Origin of the sequence: Diplocloster modestus (genome assembly GCF_019042245.1) — a bacterium.
GTDB lineage: Bacteria > Bacillota > Clostridia > Lachnospirales > Lachnospiraceae > Diplocloster > Diplocloster modestus.
In genome coordinates this window covers 1-21,088 of record NZ_JAHQCX010000007.1, presented here as the reverse complement: position 1 = coordinate 21,088, position 21,088 = coordinate 1, and the positions used below count along the sequence as shown (strand labels likewise).

Sequence of the window (21,088 nt, the reverse complement as noted above, 5' to 3'; positions counted from 1 at the left end):
CGGTCGCAGAAAAGATGGCTGCATCGGGTGCCCGCTCTGATTCATAAAAGAACGGGGGAAAGAACATGGCAGTAATGACCGTTTTAGGAAAAAAAGAGGCAGGCGAGCTGGGGATCTGCGCGCCCCATGAACATATCTATATAGACATGAGTGTGTTTTTTGTACCGCCCGAAGAGATCGGAATGAAAAACCTGGCTTATAAGCCGGTGACGATGGAATCCCTCGGGGTTTTGAAGAGAAATCCCTTCGCCGTGCTGGACAATGTCCGTATGATGGATGAGGAAACCCAGCTGGAAGAGATCCTGGCGTTTAAAAGTGCCGGAGGGCAGACCATTGTGGATGCCAGTACGGTGGGATTGGGCCGTGATCCGCAGCTTCTGGCCAGGGCAGCCGCAAAAACCGGTCTGAATGTGATAGCAGGAGCCGGTTTTTATGTGGAAGGTGCGCAGCAGGAAGAGACACTTGCCATGAGTATTGAGCAGATCGAAGAACAGATTGTACGGGAGATTGAAGTGGAGATCGGCCACAGCGGAATACGGGCCGGTTTTATCGGAGAGATCGGGGTTAGTCATATACTGTTTCCTTTTGAGGAGAAATCCCTGATCGGGGCGTGCCGCGCCCAGGTGAGAACAGGTGCTCCTCTGATGATCCACATTAATCCCTGGTCGACCCAGGGAATTGCGGCCATGGATATCGTGAAGGAGCATGGGATCGATCCGGAGAACATCGTTATCTGCCACAGTGATGTGGAGAACCGGGAAGATTACATATTCCAATTATTGGATATGGGAGTTTATATTGAGTTCGACAACTGGGGAAAAGAAATGTTCACGGACCGGTGGGATGTAAAACCCGGGTCAGGCCGCTTCGTCAATGACTGGGAGCGTGCGCTTCTGGTGAAAAAGATCATGGACCGGGGCTATGAAAAACAGATGCTCTTGTCCACGGATCTGTGTCTGAAATCCCTTCTTCACAGATACGGCGGCTGGGGCTATGACCATATCCTGCAGCACATCATTCCCATGCTGGATGAGGTAGGAGTGACAAGAGCGCAGATTGACCAGATGTTAATTCATAATCCGGCCAGATGGCTGGACAGATAAAAGGGGGAAGCATAAAACATGAGTGAAACCATCCTGAAAATGCAGGGCATCACGAAACGCTTTCCCGGTGTGCTGGCCCTGGACCAGGTTACGATTTCCCTGAAAAGAGGGGAAGTGCTGGCCCTGGTCGGGGAGAACGGCGCAGGTAAATCCACCCTGCTGAAAATTCTGTCGGGTGCGTATACCAAGGATGAAGGTGTAATCGAGTACGACGGAAAAGTGATCGAAGGATATACCCCAAATGAAGCCATTGATATGGGGATCAGTATCATCTACCAGGAACTGGACAATTACGGGACTTTATCAGTGGCGGAAAATATCCTGGTAAATGCCATGCCGAAGAAAAAGGGAAAGTACAGTCCGATCGACTGGAAAGAAGCATACAAAAAAGCAGATGAAGTCATCCGCCAGATTACCGATGAGATCGATGTGACAGCCAAAATCAGCACGCTGACCGCAGCGCAGCAGCAGCTGGTGGAGATCGCAAAAGCGATGAGCCGGAACATGAAGGTTCTGGTTATGGATGAACCGACGTCCGCCTTAAACCGGGTAGAGACAGAACAGCTGCTAAAGATCGTACAGAACCTGGCGAAAAAGGGGATCAGTATCATCTATATTTCCCACCGGATGGATGAAATCTTCGCCCTGTCGGACCGGATTCAGGTGATGAGGGACGGAAAGAGCGTGTCTGATTTTGTGACCGCTAAGACCGATGAAGAGACTATCGTAAGGGAAATGGTGGGGCGTACCCTTGACAGCATGTATCCGCATGTGAAGCAAAGTCCTGGGGAATGCATTCTGAAAGTGGATCACCTGACTTGTGGAAAAGCAAAAGATGTCAGTTTCAACCTGCACCGTGGAGAAATCCTGGGTTTATTCGGATTGATGGGAGCAGGAAGGACCAGTGTCGTGAGAGGACTGTTCGGGGACCTTTACTTAAGAAATGGTTCCATTGAAATCCTGGGAAATTCTATTAAAAACCGGTCACCCAAAGACGCTATTCATAATAAGATTGCCTATGTCCCTAATGAACGGAAGGTGGAAGGGCTTATGCTGTCCGACTCCGTGCGGTTTAACATCAGCATAGCGGTGATAAACAGCCTGCAAAAACATTTTAAAGTAGACCAAAAAGCGGAAAAAAATATGGCGGATACCTGGGTAGAAAAACTGGGAATCCGGACTCCTTCCCCGGAAACGCGGGTGGATAATTTAAGCGGCGGGAACCAACAGAAGGTAGTGATCGCCCGATGGCTCCAGACCGCTCCGGATATCCTGATCCTCAACGATCCGACCCGTGGTATCGATGTGGGAGCGAAGGCGGAGATCTACAGCCTCATGGAAGATCTGTGCCGGCAGGGAATCGGGATAATCATGATTTCCTCCGAACTGCAGGAGACTCTGTCCATGGCGGACAGGATCCTGGTCATGAGTGAGGGAAAAGTGACGGGAGAAGTACCCAGAGAAGAAGCAACGCAGGAAAATCTGATGAAACTGGCAGTGGGAGGAATCTAAGATGGAGAAGAGCTTAACGATCAGAGAACGAATCAAAAAAGGCGGGGGAAGCGAAATCACGATCTGTATCGCATATATCGGACTGTGTATTATCTTTTCCATTCTGTCACCCAATTTTTTCTCGGGAAAAAACTTTATTAATATAGGTATTTACTCAGCAATCATGGGAATTACCGCAGCTGCCACCACGCTGGTTTTGATTTGCGGTTGTATTGATATTTCAGTCGGCGCGGTTATGGGACTGACGGGAATGATCAGCGCTCTGTTATTAAAAGCGGGTGTCCCGATCGTGGTTGCGGTATTGATCGCACTGCTGGCAGGAGCGGCGGTAGGCACGATCAACGGCCTGCTGGTATCCAAAGGAAAAATCGTGCCGATGATCGCGACCATGGCGACCATGTCCATTATCCGCGGTATCGCGTATCTGACCAACAACGGAATATCCATCGTGGTCAGCAATGCCAAATTCAACTGGCTGGGCAGAGGCTATGTGGGGCCGGTCCCATTTATCCTGATCATCATGGCTATCGTTTACCTGGGCATGTTTTATCTGTCGAAATATACAGCTTACGGAAGAAAATTGTACGCGACAGGATCTAACCAGAGAGCCGGTTACCTGGCCGGAATCAATACAGACCGGACCATCTTAAGCGTCTATGTCCTGAACGGGGTATTCGCCGGCCTGTCTGGAATCCTGATGGCGGCCCAGTCCGGCGCCGGACTTCCCACCGCGGGTGATACCTATGAGATGACCATAATTTCTGCCTGTGTACTTGGCGGGACTTCTATCAATGGTGGTAAAGGTAATGTCTGGGGTACCCTGGTCGGGGTGCTGCTGCTCACAACAATCTCCAATGGACTGACCATGCTGAGTATTTCCAGCTTCTGGCAGCAGATTATTAAAGGGACGATTCTGCTGGCGGCTGTGCTGATCGACGCATGGCGCGGTGGAAGTTATAAGAAAGTCTGAGCTTCGTTTTGTAAGCGATTAAGTATAAACAAAATAAATATACCGTAAGAGAGGAAATGAATATGAACGGTAATAAATCATGGTTTATTGTAGATGGATACAGACCTCCCGTTGAAAAAGGCGGAGCGGATGATTATGAGGGACACGAATGTATTATGGTTTTGAATTGCAATGATGAGGAAGCGCATGTGGAGATCGATGTATATTTTTCCGACCGGGATCCGGTGCTGGGGATTCCTTTTGTGGTGCCGGGCAGACGGGTGAAAGCATTCCGCACGAATGATCAGACGGTGTTCGGGGAACTGGAACTGGGAATCGGCAGGCAGTATTCGCTGAATATCAGAAGTGATGTGGATGTGGTTGTGCAGTACGGCCGTCTTGATATTAATCAGGATAATATGGCTTACATGGCTACTTTGGGATATCCCGGCTGAGAATGCAAAGCCGAAAAGCGGGTCTGGACAGTGTTCCGGGCCCTTTTCGGTTCTTCCGCCTGCTTTACAACCGCTTTTCGGGCCTATTCCCACAAACAGCGGAAAAGGTTCCGGCTGATTAAACTCAAAAGAACTATGCACTCCGTTTGAATTTATGTTAATATGGAAAGCAGAAGATTGATGATAAATTCGTAAGATAAGGTCTTTATCAGGGAGGGTGCTTATGGTATCGATGAAGGACATTGCCAGGGAACTGAACCTGTCCAGGTGTACGGTATCTAATATTCTGAATAATAAACTGGACCAGTACAGCTATCGGAAGGAAACGATCGAACTGGTTCGGAATAAGGCGGAGGAAATGGGATATGTGGTGAATAATCTGGCACAGTCACTGAAAACAGGAACTGCCCATATGATTGCGCTGGTTATCCCTGACATTTCCAGTACTTTTTATATTGAGATAATTAGGAAAATTGAACGGCTGGCTTTTGAAAGTAATTATGGTCTGATCGTCTGCGTGACGGAGGAGCGGGTAGATAAGGAACGCAGGATACTGGAAATGCTGAAAAGCCGTCGCGTGGACGGAGTGATCATTGCCTGCGTGTCCTATACGGATTCGGTTATCGATGAAAATGCCTACAAGGTGGTGGCCTTTGACCGGATCGTTAAAAATGCCCAGTTTCCCACAGTGACTGTGGATGACATGAAGGTTTCTTATGATCTGACGGGCCGAATCCTGGAGAAAGGCTTTGTTTCACCTCTGTTCGTGGGGACATCGGAGCAGGATTATACGGTTCAGTGCCGATTGGAAGGATTTCAGAGGGCTCTTAAGGATCATGGACTGGTTTTTATCCAGGATAATGTGTTTTATGACTGGTATAATGAAATGGACGCTTATGAATGGATCAGCAGAATTCGCAGGGACGGAAGGATCCGGTTTGATTCCATTGTCTCCACTACAAATGAAATTCTATTCGGTGTTATGAAGGCGATGGGGGATGATTTCCGAAATATTGGCTATGGTGGATTCTATTCGTTCAATGGTTCTTCGTTTATGGGGGAGAAGATTATCAATGTGATACCACCTCCGGATATGGCGGAACTTTCGTTTCGGATGCTTCTGAACCGTATTCAGGGTAAAACAGTTGGAAATAAGGTTTTAGAGGCTAAGATCGTGTAAATATCTGAAAGAGAGATTCTAAAATAGATTCTAATGAGGATAATCAGTATAAATTTTAGAATTTTTTGAGAATATGTATTGAAAAATGTACTCGAGTATATTATGATGGATATATACTCGAGTACATAATTTTTTACTATTAACTGGATTCTCTTTTTCAAGGGAAGCGTATGCGGATAACCGGATGTGAAATAAGAGTGTGCGTAACATCCCATATCATATGGAGGCCGCTTAAGATGGAAGTAAACATACGCGTAATGGAGGAAAAAATGAAACCCACAATTGATCATCAGGAATTTGAAGAACGCATTAAGAAGACACAATTAGCCATGGCGGAGGAAGGACTGGATCTGATATTCGCTTATGGAAACGAAGCGGAGCCTCAGTATATCCGGTATTATAGCAATTATTGGCCCAGCTTTGAAGTTGCAGGTGTATTGATTCCGGCAGAGGGGGAAGCGATTCTGATTATCGGCCCGGAGAGTGAGACCTTCGCAGGATCGGTTTCACATATCGCAAAGATCAGAAAAGTGCTGGCTTTTCGGGAATCGTCGGAACCGGAATACCCGGGAGCTGTCTTGTGTACGATGACAGAGGTAATGAAGGAAGCCATGGATGGGAAAAACCCGAAACGGATCGGTATCGTAGGCGGCTGCCTGATCTCCCATGTAGTATATCTGGCGCTTTATGAAGCTTTACAACAGATGGAAAATCCCGAACTGGTCAAGGCAGACCTTCTGGTATCCAAGCTGCGCGCGGTCAAATCTCCGGCAGAGATAGCCTGTATGAAAGAGGCCTACCGGATTACGCAGTGTGCCATGATAAAGGTACTGGACAGCATCCGCGTTGGAATGACGGAGGAGCAGGTGCGCGGAATCGCGGTAAGCGTCATGTTCGAAGAAGGCGCGGAAGGAGAAGCCTATCCCTGCTGGGTTCTGGCCGGTGAAGGCTCAAATCTGGCGATCGGCCGCTGCCGGGGCAGAATCATTAAGCCCGGTGATCTGGTCCACATCCAGATCGGAGCCCGCTATCAGGGGTACGCGTCGACGATAGGCAGAGCTGTAGTTATGGGAAAAGCCACCGAAGCCCAAAAACAGCTGATAGAAGCCAGTCTGGCCGGTCAAAAGGCGATTCTTTCCACAGTCCGCGCGGGAATCAATGCGAAAGCGGTGAACGACGCCCATTACGAGGCCATCAAAGAGTTGGGCCAGGAGCAGCATATTCTGTACGGTCCCTGTCATGGAACCGGATTAATGGAAGGGGAATATCCCTGGATCGAGTCCAACTCCGATTTTCTGCTGGAGGAAGGTATGACCTTTTGTACCTGCGTCTATTTAGGCGACGATGAGAACAAAATGGGAGTCCGTTTTGAGGACGGCTTCCTGGTAACCCGGGACGGAGCTGAATCTTTTTCGGACTGCCGCAGAGAGTTGATTGAGATTATGTAATAGATAGGGTTGTGGGGCAAGGTGACCCTGATCATGGGGAGAACCTGGCCCAGAACGTCTTCTCTGGTTTGGAACGGTTATCCAGCCAGCCAAGCCGGGAGCAGCCGGATTCTGTGTAAACGCATGGCGATATGCACTTACACAGAATCCGGCTGCTCCCGGCTTGGCTGGTTAGAGGGCCTTTCCAAACCGGCACTTAGAAACTCTGATACCCAAACCAGCAGGAATTCACCCTTAAAACCATTAATTATTTATGAAGTTCTATGATTATTTGGTTTATTTTGGTAAAATAATAGATATAGTGGTCATAATCATAGATGAGAAAAGGAGAAGGGCCTATGTTGGAGAAGATTGATTTGACGAAAAAGATGGGAAAAAAAGAGTATAAGGAAGCGATGGAGGGGTTAACCGCGGAACTCTCCGAACTTCAGCGGGAGTGTAAAAATGAAAAAATCCCGGTTATGATTGTGTTTGAGGGGCTGGGCGCGGCCGGCAAGGGGACGTTGATCAATCAGCTGATACAGAGCCTGGATCCCAGGGGATTCCATGTGTATGCGATAAATGGGGAATCGGAGGAAGAAAAACTAAGGCCGTTTCTGTGGCGATTCTGGACAAAGACTCCCGAGAAAGGCAGAATTGCCATTTTTGACAGAAGCTGGTACCGGAAGGTTCTGATTGACCGGTTTGATGGTATTACTCCCGAAGAGGAACTGGAGAAGGCCTACCAGGAAATTAATAATTTTGAGGAGATGTTAAGCGAAGGCGGTACCGCGATCCTGAAATTCTTCCTGTATATTACGCAAAAAGAGCAAAAGAAACGGTTTGAACGGCTGCTGGATTCCAAGGAGACTGCCTGGAGAGTGTCCAAGGGGGATTTAAAGAGAAACAAACATTATAAAAAATATCTGCAGATGAATGAAGAAATGCTGCAGAAAACAGATACCGACTATGCGCCGTGGAATATCATCGAAGCTATGGACCGGGAATTTGCCACTGTTAAAATTATAACTGTTGTGGTAGAATGTCTAAAAGAAGCGCTGGAGAATAAAAAAAGGGCGGATCAGATGCCGGACAAGGATGCCGGACTGACAGAAACTGCGTCGGTCAATGGAAAACCGGCGGCGATCCTGAAATCCTCCATGTTAAGCCAGGTGGATCTTTCCCTTTCTTATAGTAAAGAGGAGTACAAGGAAAAACTGGATGCGCTGCAGAAAAAGATCGGTCTGTTACACAGCGCTCTTTATAAAAAAAGAATTCCGGTCGTGCTGGCATTTGAAGGCTGGGATGCCGGTGGAAAAGGCGGGGCGATCAAACGCCTGACCAGTCATATGGATCCCCGCGGTTATATGGTGAATCCGACAGCAGCGCCCAATGATATCGAAAACGCCCATCATTATCTGTGGAGGTTCTGGCAGTCCGTGCCCAAGGCCGGACATATCGCCATCTATGACAGAACCTGGTACGGCCGGGTGATGGTTGAGAGAATTGAAGGCTTCTGTACGACGGAAGAATGGCAGAGAGCATACAAAGAAATCAATCAGTTCGAAGAGAACCTGTATAACGCCGGAGCCATTGTACTGAAATTCTGGATGCATATTGATAAGGATGAGCAGGAACGCAGGTTCAAGGAACGGCAGGGGAATCCTGCCAAGCAGTGGAAGATCACGGAAGAGGACTGGAGAAACCGGGAAAAATGGGATCTCTATGAAAAAGCGGTGGACGAGATGCTGATCCGGACATCCACAACCTACGCGCCCTGGATTATCGTGGAAGGCAATGACAAATACTATGCCAGGGTAAAGGTGCTAAAAGAAGTGGTAGATGCTTTGGAAAAGCGTTTAAAATAGCAGCAACAGATACGGAAAGGATAATGTATGATTTGGTACAGAGATCTCTACGTAGGAGAACTGGCGGAAAAAAAGAAAAACAGAATCATCTGGAAAATTAAACACGGTGCTGGAATGACGGATATCTATCTGATCACGCTGGCTTCCAATGGGGTGGATTTGCTGGATATTTTTCACAGTTCCCTGATGCTGCAGCCGGCTTTCCGAAAGCAGAGGCCCTTTATCGTAGGGATAGCCAGGGGATATGAGGAGGCGGTGGAGACCGCCGCCCGCATATTGCTCCAGGTATACCAGGAAACAGGGGACTTTAAAGTCCGGGATTATATACAACGGAGACAAAAAATAAAGAGATGACAAAGTGGCAGGTGTGAGGTTATGCTACATATTATTTTGGTAATACTTAAAATTATAGGTATTCTGCTGGCTTGCATTGTTGGACTTCTCCTGCTGCTTGCGCTTTCGGTTCTGCTGGTCCCCGTGCGGTACCGCGGCAGGGTGGAAAAAAATGGGGAAATAACGGCAATGGGCCATATCCACTGGTTCCTGCATGTGGTCAGCGGTAAGATTCTCTATGAGGACGGTGAAGCGGCCATTAAGGTCCGGATCTTTGGCATTCCGATTCGTCTGGAAGCAAAAGAGGACAAGCCGCCAAGAAAGAAAAAGACCAGAAAGAAAAAGGCCAGGAAGCAGAAGGACAAAAGGCAAGAAACCGGCACCGCGTTACCGGATATTCAGGATACCCAGGCGAAGCGTTCAGATGTTCCAGGACTGCCGTTTGATTCCGGAGCGCCTGGAGATGAACATGTGCCGCATAGAATCGAAAAAGAATCAGAGAAACTGGGAGAATCAGAGGGAGACAATACCGGGCAGATACAGGAGCCTTCCGGGAATCCAAAGCGGACCAGAAAAAAGAAAAGGAATTGGTTCAAACGTCTGATCCAGACAATAAAGAATATCGTTCCAAACCTAAAGGCCCTGTTCCGAAAGATCAAATATACAATCCTGGAAATCTGTGGTAAAATTAGGAACGTAAAAGAGAATATCGGTTACTACAGAAAAGTATTAAAAGAGGAAGAGACAAAAGCAGCATTAACCGCCGGAAAAGGAGAACTGTGGAAAATCCTAAAGCACATCCGGCCGCAGAAAATGAAAGGCTATCTACATTTTGGCCTGGGGGATCCGGCGAACACCGGTATTGCGTTAGGTGCAATCAGTATTTTTTACAGCCTGTACCGGGATAATATAAAGATACTTCCGGACTTTGAGCAGGCGGTTCTGGAAGGAGAGCTTTATCTGAAAGGCAGAGTGCGGATGATTGTCCTGCTGCTGTCTGTATTCAGGCTTTACCGGGATAAAAATATCCGTATGACCATTACTCGATTCAGATCAAAGGAGGTATAAAAAAATGGCAGACAATAGTTTCAACAGCACAATGGAGTCACTTTTTAAAGGAATGGACAATTTTATCACAACAAAAACGGTGGTAGGTGACGCGATCCACGTAGGCGACACCATCATACTCCCCCTGGTAGACGTGACCTTCGGTGTAGCGGCCGGAGCATTCGCGGAGGACAAAAAGAACAACGGCGGAGGCGGAATGGGTGGTAAGATTGCACCCAGTGCGGTTCTCGTCATTTCCAACGGAACCACAAAGTTAGTAAACGTAAAAAACCAGGACAGCCTGACCAAGATCCTGGATATGGTACCCGATTTTGTCAACAAATTTACCTCCGGCAAGGATTCCTCTGACGAGTCCGGCTCGGATTCCTTAGACGACGAAGACATCTCCGCTTACACAGAGATGGATTAAGCAAAAAAATATCTTTACACATAAAAATATAATAAATGAAAAAACACCGCCGTCGATGATATCCCTTTCCAAGAGGAAAATTTCCCTGAAGCAGCGGTGTTTTCTCATGTTTATCCGGAGAGTGAGTGGTGAAATGAGTGGCTTCTGCATATAATAAAGCAAATGCAGGAGAGAAGTTGGTGGGATATGAGAAGAATGATCGGTTTCATATTATTTTGGATGGGAATCGGCATGCTTGTCATGCTCCTGTTAGCCAGCAGACTGTTAGGGCTTCTCCTGGTAGCCCTGTTTCTGATCCTGGGCTATAACCTCTTCTGCAGCTGAGCAGCTTAAATAATAGTAAAGCAAAAAAAAGACCGCTCATCAAGCGGCCCTTCATTACAATCTTAAGCTCTTTCTACTCGTCCGGATTTCAGGCAAGAAGTACACACATACATTTTTCTTGCTGCTCCGTTTACGTTTACTTTCACGCGTTTCACGTTGGATTTCCACATTTTGTTCGTTTTTCTATTGGAATGACTCACATTGTGCCCGAAGTGAGCGCCTTTTTCACAGATATCGCATTTTGCCATAATTGCACCTCCTAACACCGAAAAATAAGTCAAACTTCGACTTGCAACATTAATAAGTTTAACAGATAGAGTCGTGTTTGGCAAGCGAAAAATAAAAAAAGTATGAAAAATAAGTAGATTGGGATTTCTTTTTTCATAGAAACAGGGTATAATATGAACGATAAGCTAGAGAAGTGTGTCTGGCTGCCAGAAAATAAGTGTGGAGGTACTACTATGAAAGGATATATGAATACGCAATTGGGCGAAGTAATTATTGATACGGATGTCATTGCCAAATATGCGGGTGCCAATGCCATAGAATGCTTCGGCATTGTCGGTATGGCCGCTGTGAATATGAAAGATGGCCTGGTTCGTCTGTTGAAAAGAGAGAGTCTGACCCATGGCATAAATGTAGTAATGAACGATAATAAAATCACCCTGGACTTCCATGTCATTGTCTCTTACGGGGTCAGTATTTCCGCGGTGGCGGATAATCTGATCAGCACGGTGAAATACAAAGTAGAAGAATTCACCGGCCTGGAAATCGAAAAAATCAATATCTTCGTAGAAGGCGTACGAGTGATAGATTAATTTAAGGAGGAACTTGTTGTGGTTACAAATACGATAGATGCGAAGATACTGGCCCGGATGTTTCTGGCCGGCGCAAAGAATCTGGAAGCGAAAAAAGAATGGATTAATGAATTGAATGTCTTTCCGGTACCGGACGGTGACACAGGTACGAATATGACGCTGACGATCATGTCGGCCGCGCGAGAGGTCTCGAATCTGGATACCTGTAACATGAGTGCCGTGGCGAAGGCGATCTCTTCCGGATCCCTGCGCGGAGCCCGGGGGAATTCCGGGGTTATCCTGTCCCAGCTGTTCAGAGGATTTACTAAGGGGATCCGAGACTACGAAACGCTGGATATGATGATTCTGGCCAATGCCATGCAAAAAGCCGTAGAAACGGCATATAAGGCGGTTATGAAGCCCAAGGAGGGAACGATCCTTACGGTAGCCAAGGGCGCCGCGGATAAAGCGACCGAATTGGTTGGTACCACGGACGATCTGAGTGTCTTTTTTGAAGAAATTATCAAACACGCTGATTATGTGTTATCCAGGACACCGGATATGCTGCCTGTCCTGAAAGAGGCCGGTGTGGTGGATTCCGGCGGCCAGGGACTGGTCGAGGTGTTAAAAGGTGCATTTGACGGCTTCCTGGGCAAGGAGATCGATTACACCATAGATGCCGCAGCCGGATCCAAAGGTTTGACTAAGATTACATCCCAGGCGGAAGCGGATATCAAATTCGGTTACTGTACTGAATTTATCATCATGTTGGAAAAACATTATGATCATGAGACGGAGAGGGAATTCAAATCCTATCTGGAATCGATCGGGGATTCCATAGTCGCCGTGTCGGATGATGGTATCGTGAAGGTTCACGTACATACCAATGATCCGGGTCTGGCGATCCAGAAGGCGTTGACGTACGGTTCTCTCACGAGTATGAAGATAGACAATATGCGGGAAGAGCACCAGGAAAAACTCATCAAAGATGCGGAAAAAGTGGCGGCCCGGCAAAAAGAAGAACAAGAGAAGGAGATGCCGAAGAAAGAGATCGGATTTATATCTGTTTCGATTGGAGACGGCATCGGAGAGATATTCAGGGAACTGGGTGTGGACTATCTGATCGAAGGCGGTCAGACGATGAATCCCAGCACCGAGGATATGCTGCAGGCTATCGATAAGGTAAACGCAGAACATATCTTCATTCTTCCGAACAATAAAAACATCATTCTGGCAGCCAATCAGGCCAAGGCCCTATGCAAGGACAAAGATATCATTGTCGTTCCGACCAAGACTATTCCCCAGGGAATCACCGCGGTCATCAACATGGTACCGGAGAAATCCCCTGCGGACAATGAAGCCCAGATGCTGGAAGAGATCAAAAAAGTAAAAACTGGTCAGGTAACCTATGCGGTCCGTGACACCCATATCGATGAAAAAGAGATAAGTGAAGGCGACATTATGGGAATCGGAGATCACGAGATCCTGTCTGTAGGGAAAGATATTCAGGATGTTACCATTGATATGATCTCAAAACTGACCGATGAAGATACAGAACTGATCAGCGTATACTATGGCGAGGACATCAGTGAGGAGACAGCAGAGGCTCTGGCGGCCCAGCTGGAAGATGCGTATCCGGATTACGATATCGAAGTGCATTCCGGCGGCCAGCCGATCTATTACTATGTAATATCCGTAGAATAATCTGCTGGAGAGGCTGTCATAACGATCCGGGCAGCCGGATGAAGCAGCAGATGGCAGCTGTGGCATTTAATAGATCAGATATTAAAATATGTCAGGTTGTGTATGGATATATAATAATAAATGTACAGGGGCGTAAAAGATGAGAGAAAAAGCATCTGTTCGCCCCTGTTTTATATATATTTATATATAAGAAGCATAACAAAATTATAAGTAAAACATAAAAAAAACATGTGAAAATCATAACAAAAAGCATCCACCTGGAGAATTTAAATGGAAAGAGAAAGCAGTGTAGAGGAATTAAAAGGCGTTGGGCCCAAAACTGCCCAGTTATTCAGGAAAATAGACGTACTATCCGTGGGAGATCTGCTGGAATACTACCCGAGAGCCTATGATATCTATGAGGAGCCTGTTCCGGTCGCTTCGCTGGTCCCTGAAAAGGTACAGGCAGTATCCGTAGCCATAAACGGCAGAGTACAGCAGAAAAAAGTCAAAAATCTTCAGATATTAACCGTGCGGGTCACTGACCCCAGCGGCGTCTTGCAGGTAACCTGGTTCAATATGCCTTTTTTAAGCAGACAGCTTCTGCAGGGTTCCAGATACATCCTGCGGGGCCGTGTCGTCAGCAAAGAGGGCCATCTGACCATGGATCAGCCGGAGCTGTTCACCGTAGCCGCCTATATGGAGATCGCAGGTACGATGCGGCCCCAGTATGCCCTGACAGCAGGCCTTAGCAATTCGGCCATCGTGCGCGCGGTAAATCAGGCGCTTAAGTCAGGGATCGTCTACGCCGAATTCCTGCCGGCAACTATCCGAAGGGAATTTAATCTGGCAGAATATAATTATTCCATTCAGAACATCCATTTTCCAACCGATCAGGAAACTCTGGTTCAGGCCAGACACCGGCTGGTGTTTGAAGAATTCTTTCTATTTATATTAGCCCTTCGCAGGATGAGGGAGGAGGCGGTTGAATCCGTCAACGCTTTTGATATAAAACGAATATCCCAGACCGAACAGCTCATTACCGGCCTGCCATACGCCCTTACCGGAGCACAGAAAAAAGTCTGGCAGGAGATAGAGAGCGACATGACAGGCCATAAAGTAATGGGCCGCCTGATTCAGGGAGATGTAGGCTCCGGTAAAACCATCATCGCTGTCCTGGCTCTGATGCTGGCGGCTGGTAACGGTTATCAGGGAGCGCTGATGGTACCCACGGAGGTTTTGGCCCGCCAGCACTATGAATCTATTAACAGTCTTTTCGCAGACAACCAGCTGTCCTACCGTCCGGTTCTCCTGACCGGTTCCATGACGGCAAAAGAAAAGAGGGAAGTCTACAGCCAGATCGAAAGCGGAGAAGCAGACATCATCATCGGAACCCACGCTCTCATACAGGAAAAAGTTAATTACCGGGATCTGGCCCTGGTAGTCACAGATGAACAGCACCGTTTTGGTGTCCGGCAAAGAGAGACTCTCTCAAACAAGGGAAGAGAGCCTCATGTCCTGGTCATGAGCGCTACCCCGATTCCCCGGACCCTGGCTCTCATCATTTACGGAGATCTGGACATCTCCGTGATCAATGAGCTTCCGGCTGCCCGACGCCCCATCAAGAACTGTGTCGTGGGTACCGGCTACCGTCCCAAAGCCTATGATTTCATATCCCGGGAAATCAGGGCAGGCAGGCAGGCTTACATTATCTGTCCCATGGTGGAAGAGAGCGAATCCATCGAAGCGGAAAATGTCATCGATTACACCCGCCGTCTCCGTGATTTCCTCCCGGACATCGCGATTGAATATCTCCACGGAAAAATGAAGGCTGCCGAGAAAAACAGCATCATGGAGCGCTTTGCAACCGGTGAGATCCAGGTCCTGGTCTCCACTACCGTAGTAGAAGTAGGGGTTAACGTTCCAAACGCCACAGTCATGATGGTAGAAAACGCCGAGCGCTTCGGCCTGGCCCAGCTGCATCAGCTCCGGGGCAGAGTAGGCAGGGGCGCCCATCAGTCCTACTGTATCTTCGTCAGCGGTAACGACCAGCCCCAGACGATGAAACGCTTAAACATACTAAATCAGTCCAACGACGGCTTCCATATCGCCAGCGAAGACCTGAAACTAAGAGGCCCCGGCGACCTCTTCGGCATCCGCCAAAGCGGCCTCCTGGAATTCCGCATCGGAGACGTCTTCACCGACGTGAATGTGCTCCAGCAAGCCAACGAAGCCGTTGCCGCGCTGATCGAAGAAGATGAATCCCTGTCCGCTCCGGAACACGCTCCACTTCAGAGACGCCTGACTCAATACATAAATCGGGGCACCGGGAAGATATCCATGTAAAGACCCAAGAAGTCCCCTCCACGCCTTTCGTAAATAAACTTATCCAAAAATGATAATAGAGGGCCTACCGCAGCGTAACGCATACAGCAAACCCTCTAAGTCAGATTTTCATTTCAGAGATTGACTTCAGGCGACGATTTATTTCCCTGCCATCTGTCTTTCCTGTGCCTCGATCATTTTCTTTACCATATAACCGCCGACACTACCGTTCTGTTTGGAAGTCAGGTTACCATTATAACCATCAGTCAAAGGAACACCAAGTTCGCTGGCTACTTCGTATTTGAATCTGTCTAAAGCTCCTTTAGCTTCCGGTACTACTGCATGATTAGAAGAACGATTTGACATAATAAATTCCTCCTTGAATTACAGATCTTCAATTTAGTTTTGTTGGTGATCTGTTTTTTGTGTTGTTTGTTACGAGAATAGTATATGGAGAAATTTCGTCATTACACTAGTATTTTTTTCATCCTTTGACAAAAATTTGTAATTTTAAAAAGTTAGCCTTGCGTATAACATTCATCTTTAGTAAAATTAAAATGTATGTGCATATTATAAAAATAGGAGGGATCAGGGAATATGTCGTTTGAAGACATAGAGATGCTGTTTCGGTTTGTCGGCGGTTTAGGTATGTTCCTGTATGGTATGAATGTTATGGCCGACGGTCTCCAGAAGTCTGCCGGTAACAAAATGAAACAGTTGATGGGTTTCCTGACTAACAACCGTATTTTGGCTGTAATAGTGGGTGCTTTGGTAACGGCCATCATCCAGAGCAGTTCCGCCACGACGGTTATGGTGGTTGGTTTTGTAAACGCCAGTATTTTGAATCTGACGCAGGCAGTCGGCGTTATCATGGGCGCGAATATCGGTACCACGGTTACGGCCTGGATCGTATCCATGAGTGAGTGGGGAGCATTCTTTAAGCCTGAATTCATAGCTCCGTTGATCATCGGTATCGGGGCTTTTATGATGATATTCACAAAAGGGGAGAAAAAAAGGGAGATCGGAGAGATCGCTGTCGGTTTTGGAGTTTTATTTATTGGCCTGAGTTTTATGTCGGGCGCGATCACGCCGTACAAGGATGCGCCGATTTTCGCCACGATATTCAAGACATTGGGCAGCAATCCGGTATTTGGTATTTTGGCCGGCGCGCTGGTAACCGCGATTATTCAGAGTTCTTCCGCATCGGTCGGTATTCTTCAGACATTGGCGCTGAACGGTGTGGTTACCTGGAATTCTGCGGTTTACATTACGCTGGGACAGAACATCGGTACCTGCGTTACGGCACTGCTCTCCAGTGCCGGTGCGAATAAGACAGCTAAGCGGGCGGCCGTTATCCATCTGCTGTTTAATGTGATCGGAGCCGTGCTGTTCGGCATTATTATGTTCACACTGTTTTCCCTGAGGCCGAGCTTTGCAGCGGGAACGATTAACAGTGTGCAGATATCGATATTCCATACTGTATTCAATGTGACGAACACGGTACTGCTGTTCCCGTTTGCGAATTATCTGGTCAAGCTTTCAGGTTTAATCATCAAGGAAAAGACAGACGCCCTTGCGGTAACAGAGGGGGAAGACGAGGCCGTGCTCCGTCATCTGGATCCCCGTATTTTCGAAACACCGTCTTTTGCGGTTGAAAATGTGCTGGCTGAGGTCATCCACATGGGTGATGTGGTTTATGAAAATGTAAACCTGGCCTTTGACTCCGCTTTGAATAACGATACGGAGAAGGCGCAGCAGGTGTTTAAGACAGAGGCATCCATCAATAATATGGAAAAAATCATTACGGAATATCTGGTGAAAATCAGCAATCTGTCTTTGACTGAGGACCAGCATCAGGTGGTCAATGATTTGTTTTATACGATCAGCGATATGGAACGGGTGGGTGACCACGCGGAAAATATTGCCGAGTTGGCTGGTTTTAAGAAGGATAATGATATCCTGTTCTCAGATACCGCGCAGACAGAGATGAAGGACCTGATGAAAATCGTGCTGGACAGTTTGGCCAGCGCGCTTAAGGCGCGGAGCGAAGAGAGCATGGAATATGTCCGTAAAGTCGTTCAATATGAAGAAGATGTCGATGATCTGGAAGAGGAGCTGCGCAGCAAGCACATCGAGCGTCTCTCAACCGGAGAATGTCAGGCAAAATCAGGAGTGGTATTCCTGGATATTATCAGCAATCTGGAACGGATCTCAGACCATGCGAATAATATCGCCGGTTATCTGGTGGACGAGCTTTAAATAGCAAAGGTGTTATAATGATAGAATCCCTTTTTCCGGCCATTTGCCGGAAAGAGGGATTTTGTCGATTACGGTTTCCTTATAAATAGGAAGAAATACATATACCGTAGGAGTAAACAGATATAATTTACCGTTTTCCGGTGAAAAGCGTGCCTGCCTTTTCACCTTTTACAATATCATACAAGGCAGCCGGATTTTTCCCATTTGTTATGATGGTATCAATTCCCTGTGATGTGGCAAGTTTGGCCGCCTGCAGTTTTGTTTTCATACCGCCTGTTCCGCGCCTGGACCCGGCACCTCCGGCCAGTGATTGGACGCTCTCATCGATCTGTTCTATTTTTTCGATCAATCGGGCGTTCGGATGAAGCCGGGGGTCACTGTCGTAGAAGCCGTCTATGTCGGATAAAATGATCAGTTTATGCGCTTTACACAGCACGGCCACCACAGCGGAGAGCATATCGTTATCGCCGAACAGCCGGTCCTTTGATTCGATCTCCGTGTAACTGACAGAATCATTTTCATTTACGATGGGAATGATATCCATTTCCAGCAGTGCATTAAACGTATTGATCAGATTTTCTTTCTTTTCCTCATGTTCCATATCCTCGGCGTTCAACAATATCTGCGCGATGGTTTTGTCATAATCGTTGAAAAATTTGTCATACAGAAAACATATGCTGCACTGGCCTACGGCGGCAGCAGCCTGCTTTAAACGCATACTGTCAGGCCTTTTTTTCATTTGTAATTTACTGGTACCCACGGCGATGGCCCCTGAGGAAACGAGAATCACCTCATAGCCTAGATTTTGGATATCTGATAACACACAGGCCAGCCGGTCAAAGGAACGAAAATCACTTTTCCCCATTTCATTTGTTAACGTCGATGTCCCTACTTTGACTACAATCCTGTTTTTATATAATCCCATCTTATTCCATCCCCATTCTTTCTAAAATCCATACCGGTTCATCGTACATGCCTTCTTGCGCTTCCTCTCTTTGGTAAAATTTTCTTTGTATTGAAAATCACCTGCTAGTAGTGTAACATATTCTCTATAATTACAAAAACGCATGTTTGGCATAATTATCATGAGAAAAGCAGATGGATAGGGGAGAAAACAAAAATTATGGATATGAATATACAGAAATACTTGGCCTTTGTGAAAACATATGAGTACGGGAGTTTTACAAAAGCGGCCGAAGTGCTGAATTATTCACAATCCGGCATAAGCCGTATGGTAAATGATCTGGAGAGGGAATGGAACATTTTATTGCTGGAACGGGGACGATCCGGGGTTCATCTTACCTCCGGCGGTCTTACACTCCTTCCATACGCGCAAAGCATCTGCAATGAATATTACAGGCTGCGGACACAGATTGACGAGCTGCATGGACTCCAATCCGGAATCATAAGAATCGGAACATTTTCCAGTGTGGCCACCCACTGGCTTCCTAATATAATAGGGGAGTTTCAAAAATGTTATCCCAATATTGACTACGAGCTCCTGCTGGGGGATTATTCGGAAATTGAAAACTGGATTATACAAGGGCGTGTGGATTGCGGTTTTTTGCGGCTTCCCACGCAATTGGATCTGGATACGATCTTTTTGGAACAGGATCGGTTACTGGTTATATTACCCCAGGACCACCCGCTGGCGGAAGCGGAACATTTTCCTGTCCAGTCGCTGTGTGAGTACCCCTTTCTGCTTTTGGAAAAAGGCGGAAAGGCCGAAATATCTGAAATTTTTGAACAGTGCGGCATCAAACCCAATGTATATTTTACCACATGGGATGACTATGCCATTATGTCTATGGTGGAATCCGGTCTCGGGATCAGTATTTTGCCGGAATTAATATTACACAGGAATCCTTACCATATTATTGCTAAAGAATTGGAAATACCGGCCTATCGTAAGGTCGGACTTGCCATGAGAGATAAGAAATCTGTGCCGCAAGCGGTCAGCCGCTTTTTGGATTATCTGGAATACAGGCATGCGAATGAAAGCAAATAAAACAGTTTTTCTATAATTCCCAGTAGCTTTTTTTGAAAAATTGAATAAAATATTAAAAATGTGTGAAAAATAGTTTACAGGATCTTAATAATGTGCTGGGAATATTACAGTTATGTTTTATAAAAATTTAAAAAAATTAATGTAATTATTTATAAGGAATTACATGAAATAAATAGACCAAAATTACTTTCTGGACGTAATTACCAAATTTTGGAAATTATTATTGACATTAAAACGTGTATTTTTTATAATTCAAAACATGTCGTGACGCAAATCTGGTTTTTGAGGGAGATAAGGAGGAAAGCTTCAGAATGAGAAATTGAATAGAAGGGGGCGTAAAAATGCGGACTTTACACTCGTTTCTTCACAGAGTCTGGGGATTCTTAAAGGGAATACCCAAGAAATGCTACCGTACCTGCGCTATAATTACCGCAGGTACCATCATTTTGGCTATGGTCGCATTCCACTCTGGCAGCTTTGCCGCAGCCGGTAAAAACAAAGCTATTACGACAGGAATTGCCGAGGCGGATACCTCTTTGGAGGAAGGGCTGGAAGAAGAAAGTGTTACGGAAGCAAAAGCGCAGGTTTTAATAGAGACACCACAAGATGAGGAATCAGGGAGTAATACGGCGGCTTCACAGACCGCACAGGTAGTACCCAGATCAGCAGCAGACGTAGTTACGCAGACTGCCGAGGAGGCAGCTAAGAGCCGGAAGGTCATCCCACTTAACGGCGACGATTACGAGAACTTACTTAAAATCGTAGAGGCGGAAGCAACAGGTTCAGATATCAAAGGAAAGATCCTGGTGGCAGATGTCATTATCAACCGGGTGAATCATCCCAGGTTCCCGGATACGGTAACCGAAGTCGTGTTCCAGAAGAATGGAAGAACGGCTCAATTCTCACCCACGATTGATGGAAGGCTTGCCAAAGTGACGGTCACAGAAAGTACGATTGAGGCTGTGAACAGAGCTTTGGAGGGAGAGGATTATTCGCAGGGCGCATTGTTTTTTTCAGCGAGATCCTTTGCGGATCCCACCAATATGAGCTGGTTTGACAATAATCTGCAATGGCTGCAGGCTTACGGTGGACATGAATTTTATACCTTTTAGAGCAGCGAAAGCTGCGACCCCGCCCGTAAGGGCATGTATTAAGGGATGCTGTAAAGTATACATTTTTTTAGATGAATATTTAACATAACGGACGACCGGCGGGAAGCCGGACGTCCGTTTTCATTCCAGTGTACCCTATATCGAGTTTTGATTCCGGTTAAACGGATCGGAATATATAAAAGCAGGGGTAGCAGGCAGAGCTGACTTGAAAAAGTAAATTCCAGTGCAAGACTAAATTCCACCAGCGGTTAAAAGTTGCAGTAAATTATAGACTTT

General features: G+C 46.7%; 20 protein-coding genes. 17 read left to right on the top strand and 3 right to left on the bottom strand.

The features are described 5' to 3' along the window. Positions 1–65 precede the first annotated feature (65 nt). The 11 genes from KTH90_RS11605 to KTH90_RS11555 all read left to right on the top strand — a co-directional run bounded on the left by KTH90_RS11605 (position 66) and on the right by KTH90_RS11555 (position 10,628). Entirely contained in the window at positions 66–1,103 is a 1,038-nt protein-coding gene (locus tag KTH90_RS11605) for a phosphotriesterase family protein (RefSeq protein ID WP_158352790.1), read from the top strand. Between the two features lie 18 nt (positions 1,104–1,121). Continuing rightward, entirely contained in the window at positions 1,122–2,615 is a 1,494-nt protein-coding gene (locus KTH90_RS11600; RefSeq protein ID WP_158352789.1) for a sugar ABC transporter ATP-binding protein, read from the top strand. Position 2,616: 1 nt separating this feature from the next. Then, the gene (locus tag KTH90_RS11595; protein ID WP_158352788.1) at positions 2,617–3,585 is read left to right on the top strand and encodes an ABC transporter permease; all 969 of its coding nucleotides are present in this window, start codon (positions 2,617–2,619) and stop codon (positions 3,583–3,585) included. A gap of 62 nt (positions 3,586–3,647) precedes the next feature. After that, a complete protein-coding gene (locus tag KTH90_RS11590; protein ID WP_238726842.1) occupies positions 3,648–4,019 on the top strand; it encodes a sensory rhodopsin transducer in 372 nt (123 codons plus the stop codon). Between the two features lie 223 nt (positions 4,020–4,242). Beyond that, positions 4,243–5,199 (top strand): LacI family DNA-binding transcriptional regulator, encoded by a 957-nt coding sequence (locus KTH90_RS11585; RefSeq protein ID WP_158352786.1) that lies wholly within the window; start codon positions 4,243–4,245, stop codon positions 5,197–5,199. 269 nt (positions 5,200–5,468) lie between these two features. After that, a complete protein-coding gene (locus KTH90_RS11580; RefSeq protein ID WP_238726841.1) occupies positions 5,469–6,647 on the top strand; it encodes a M24 family metallopeptidase in 1,179 nt (392 codons plus the stop codon). A gap of 338 nt (positions 6,648–6,985) precedes the next feature. Beyond that, a complete protein-coding gene (locus tag KTH90_RS11575; protein WP_238726840.1) occupies positions 6,986–8,494 on the top strand; it encodes a phosphate--AMP phosphotransferase in 1,509 nt (502 codons plus the stop codon). Positions 8,495–8,521: 27 nt separating this feature from the next. Continuing rightward, positions 8,522–8,848 (top strand): hypothetical protein, encoded by a 327-nt coding sequence (locus KTH90_RS11570; RefSeq protein WP_158352783.1) that lies wholly within the window; start codon positions 8,522–8,524, stop codon positions 8,846–8,848. 21 nt (positions 8,849–8,869) lie between these two features. Then, a complete protein-coding gene (locus KTH90_RS11565) occupies positions 8,870–9,895 on the top strand; it encodes a DUF2953 domain-containing protein (RefSeq protein ID WP_158352782.1) in 1,026 nt (341 codons plus the stop codon). Positions 9,896–9,899: 4 nt separating this feature from the next. Then, complete coding sequence (locus KTH90_RS11560; protein ID WP_158352781.1) at positions 9,900–10,304, top strand: GerW family sporulation protein; 405 nt, start codon at positions 9,900–9,902, stop codon at positions 10,302–10,304. A gap of 186 nt (positions 10,305–10,490) precedes the next feature. Further along, positions 10,491–10,628, top strand: coding sequence for a hypothetical protein (locus tag KTH90_RS11555; RefSeq protein ID WP_238723255.1), 138 nt, complete (start codon positions 10,491–10,493; stop codon positions 10,626–10,628). Positions 10,629–10,690: 62 nt separating this feature from the next. On the opposite strand, the gene rpmB is transcribed toward KTH90_RS11555, so the two are convergent. Further along, entirely contained in the window at positions 10,691–10,876 is a 186-nt protein-coding gene (rpmB, locus tag KTH90_RS11550) for a 50S ribosomal protein L28 (RefSeq protein ID WP_158344159.1), read from the bottom strand. 213 nt (positions 10,877–11,089) lie between these two features. On the opposite strand from rpmB, the gene KTH90_RS11545 reads away from it, so the two are divergent. From KTH90_RS11545 to recG, 3 genes are all read left to right on the top strand, one after another. After that, positions 11,090–11,446: an Asp23/Gls24 family envelope stress response protein gene (locus KTH90_RS11545; RefSeq protein ID WP_158352780.1), complete on the top strand. Its 357-nt coding sequence runs from the start codon at positions 11,090–11,092 to the stop codon at positions 11,444–11,446. A gap of 18 nt (positions 11,447–11,464) precedes the next feature. Continuing rightward, positions 11,465–13,129: a DAK2 domain-containing protein gene (locus tag KTH90_RS11540; RefSeq protein ID WP_158352779.1), complete on the top strand. Its 1,665-nt coding sequence runs from the start codon at positions 11,465–11,467 to the stop codon at positions 13,127–13,129. Between the two features lie 270 nt (positions 13,130–13,399). Further along, complete coding sequence (gene recG, locus KTH90_RS11535) at positions 13,400–15,454, top strand: ATP-dependent DNA helicase RecG (RefSeq protein ID WP_238726839.1); 2,055 nt, start codon at positions 13,400–13,402, stop codon at positions 15,452–15,454. A 138-nt stretch (positions 15,455–15,592) separates the two neighbouring features. Here the strand turns inward: recG and KTH90_RS11530 are convergent, their stop codons facing one another. Next, positions 15,593–15,799: an alpha/beta-type small acid-soluble spore protein gene (locus KTH90_RS11530; protein WP_158352777.1), complete on the bottom strand. Its 207-nt coding sequence runs from the start codon at positions 15,797–15,799 to the stop codon at positions 15,593–15,595. 231 nt (positions 15,800–16,030) lie between these two features. Between KTH90_RS11530 and KTH90_RS11525 the strand changes: the two genes are divergently transcribed. Continuing rightward, entirely contained in the window at positions 16,031–17,692 is a 1,662-nt protein-coding gene (locus KTH90_RS11525; RefSeq protein WP_158352776.1) for a Na/Pi cotransporter family protein, read from the top strand. 127 nt (positions 17,693–17,819) lie between these two features. On the opposite strand, the gene proB is transcribed toward KTH90_RS11525, so the two are convergent. Then, positions 17,820–18,617, bottom strand: a complete 798-nt coding sequence (gene proB / locus KTH90_RS11520) for a glutamate 5-kinase (RefSeq protein ID WP_158352775.1) — start codon at positions 18,615–18,617, stop codon at positions 17,820–17,822. A 198-nt stretch (positions 18,618–18,815) separates the two neighbouring features. Here proB and KTH90_RS11515 point away from each other — a divergent pair, with 198 nt between their 5' ends. Together KTH90_RS11515 and KTH90_RS11510 are read left to right on the top strand one after the other, a co-directional pair. After that, positions 18,816–19,700: a LysR family transcriptional regulator gene (locus tag KTH90_RS11515; protein WP_158352774.1), complete on the top strand. Its 885-nt coding sequence runs from the start codon at positions 18,816–18,818 to the stop codon at positions 19,698–19,700. 341 nt (positions 19,701–20,041) lie between these two features. Next, positions 20,042–20,812, top strand: a complete 771-nt coding sequence (locus KTH90_RS11510; RefSeq protein WP_158352773.1) for a cell wall hydrolase — start codon at positions 20,042–20,044, stop codon at positions 20,810–20,812. The last annotated feature ends 276 nt before the right edge of the window (positions 20,813–21,088 follow it).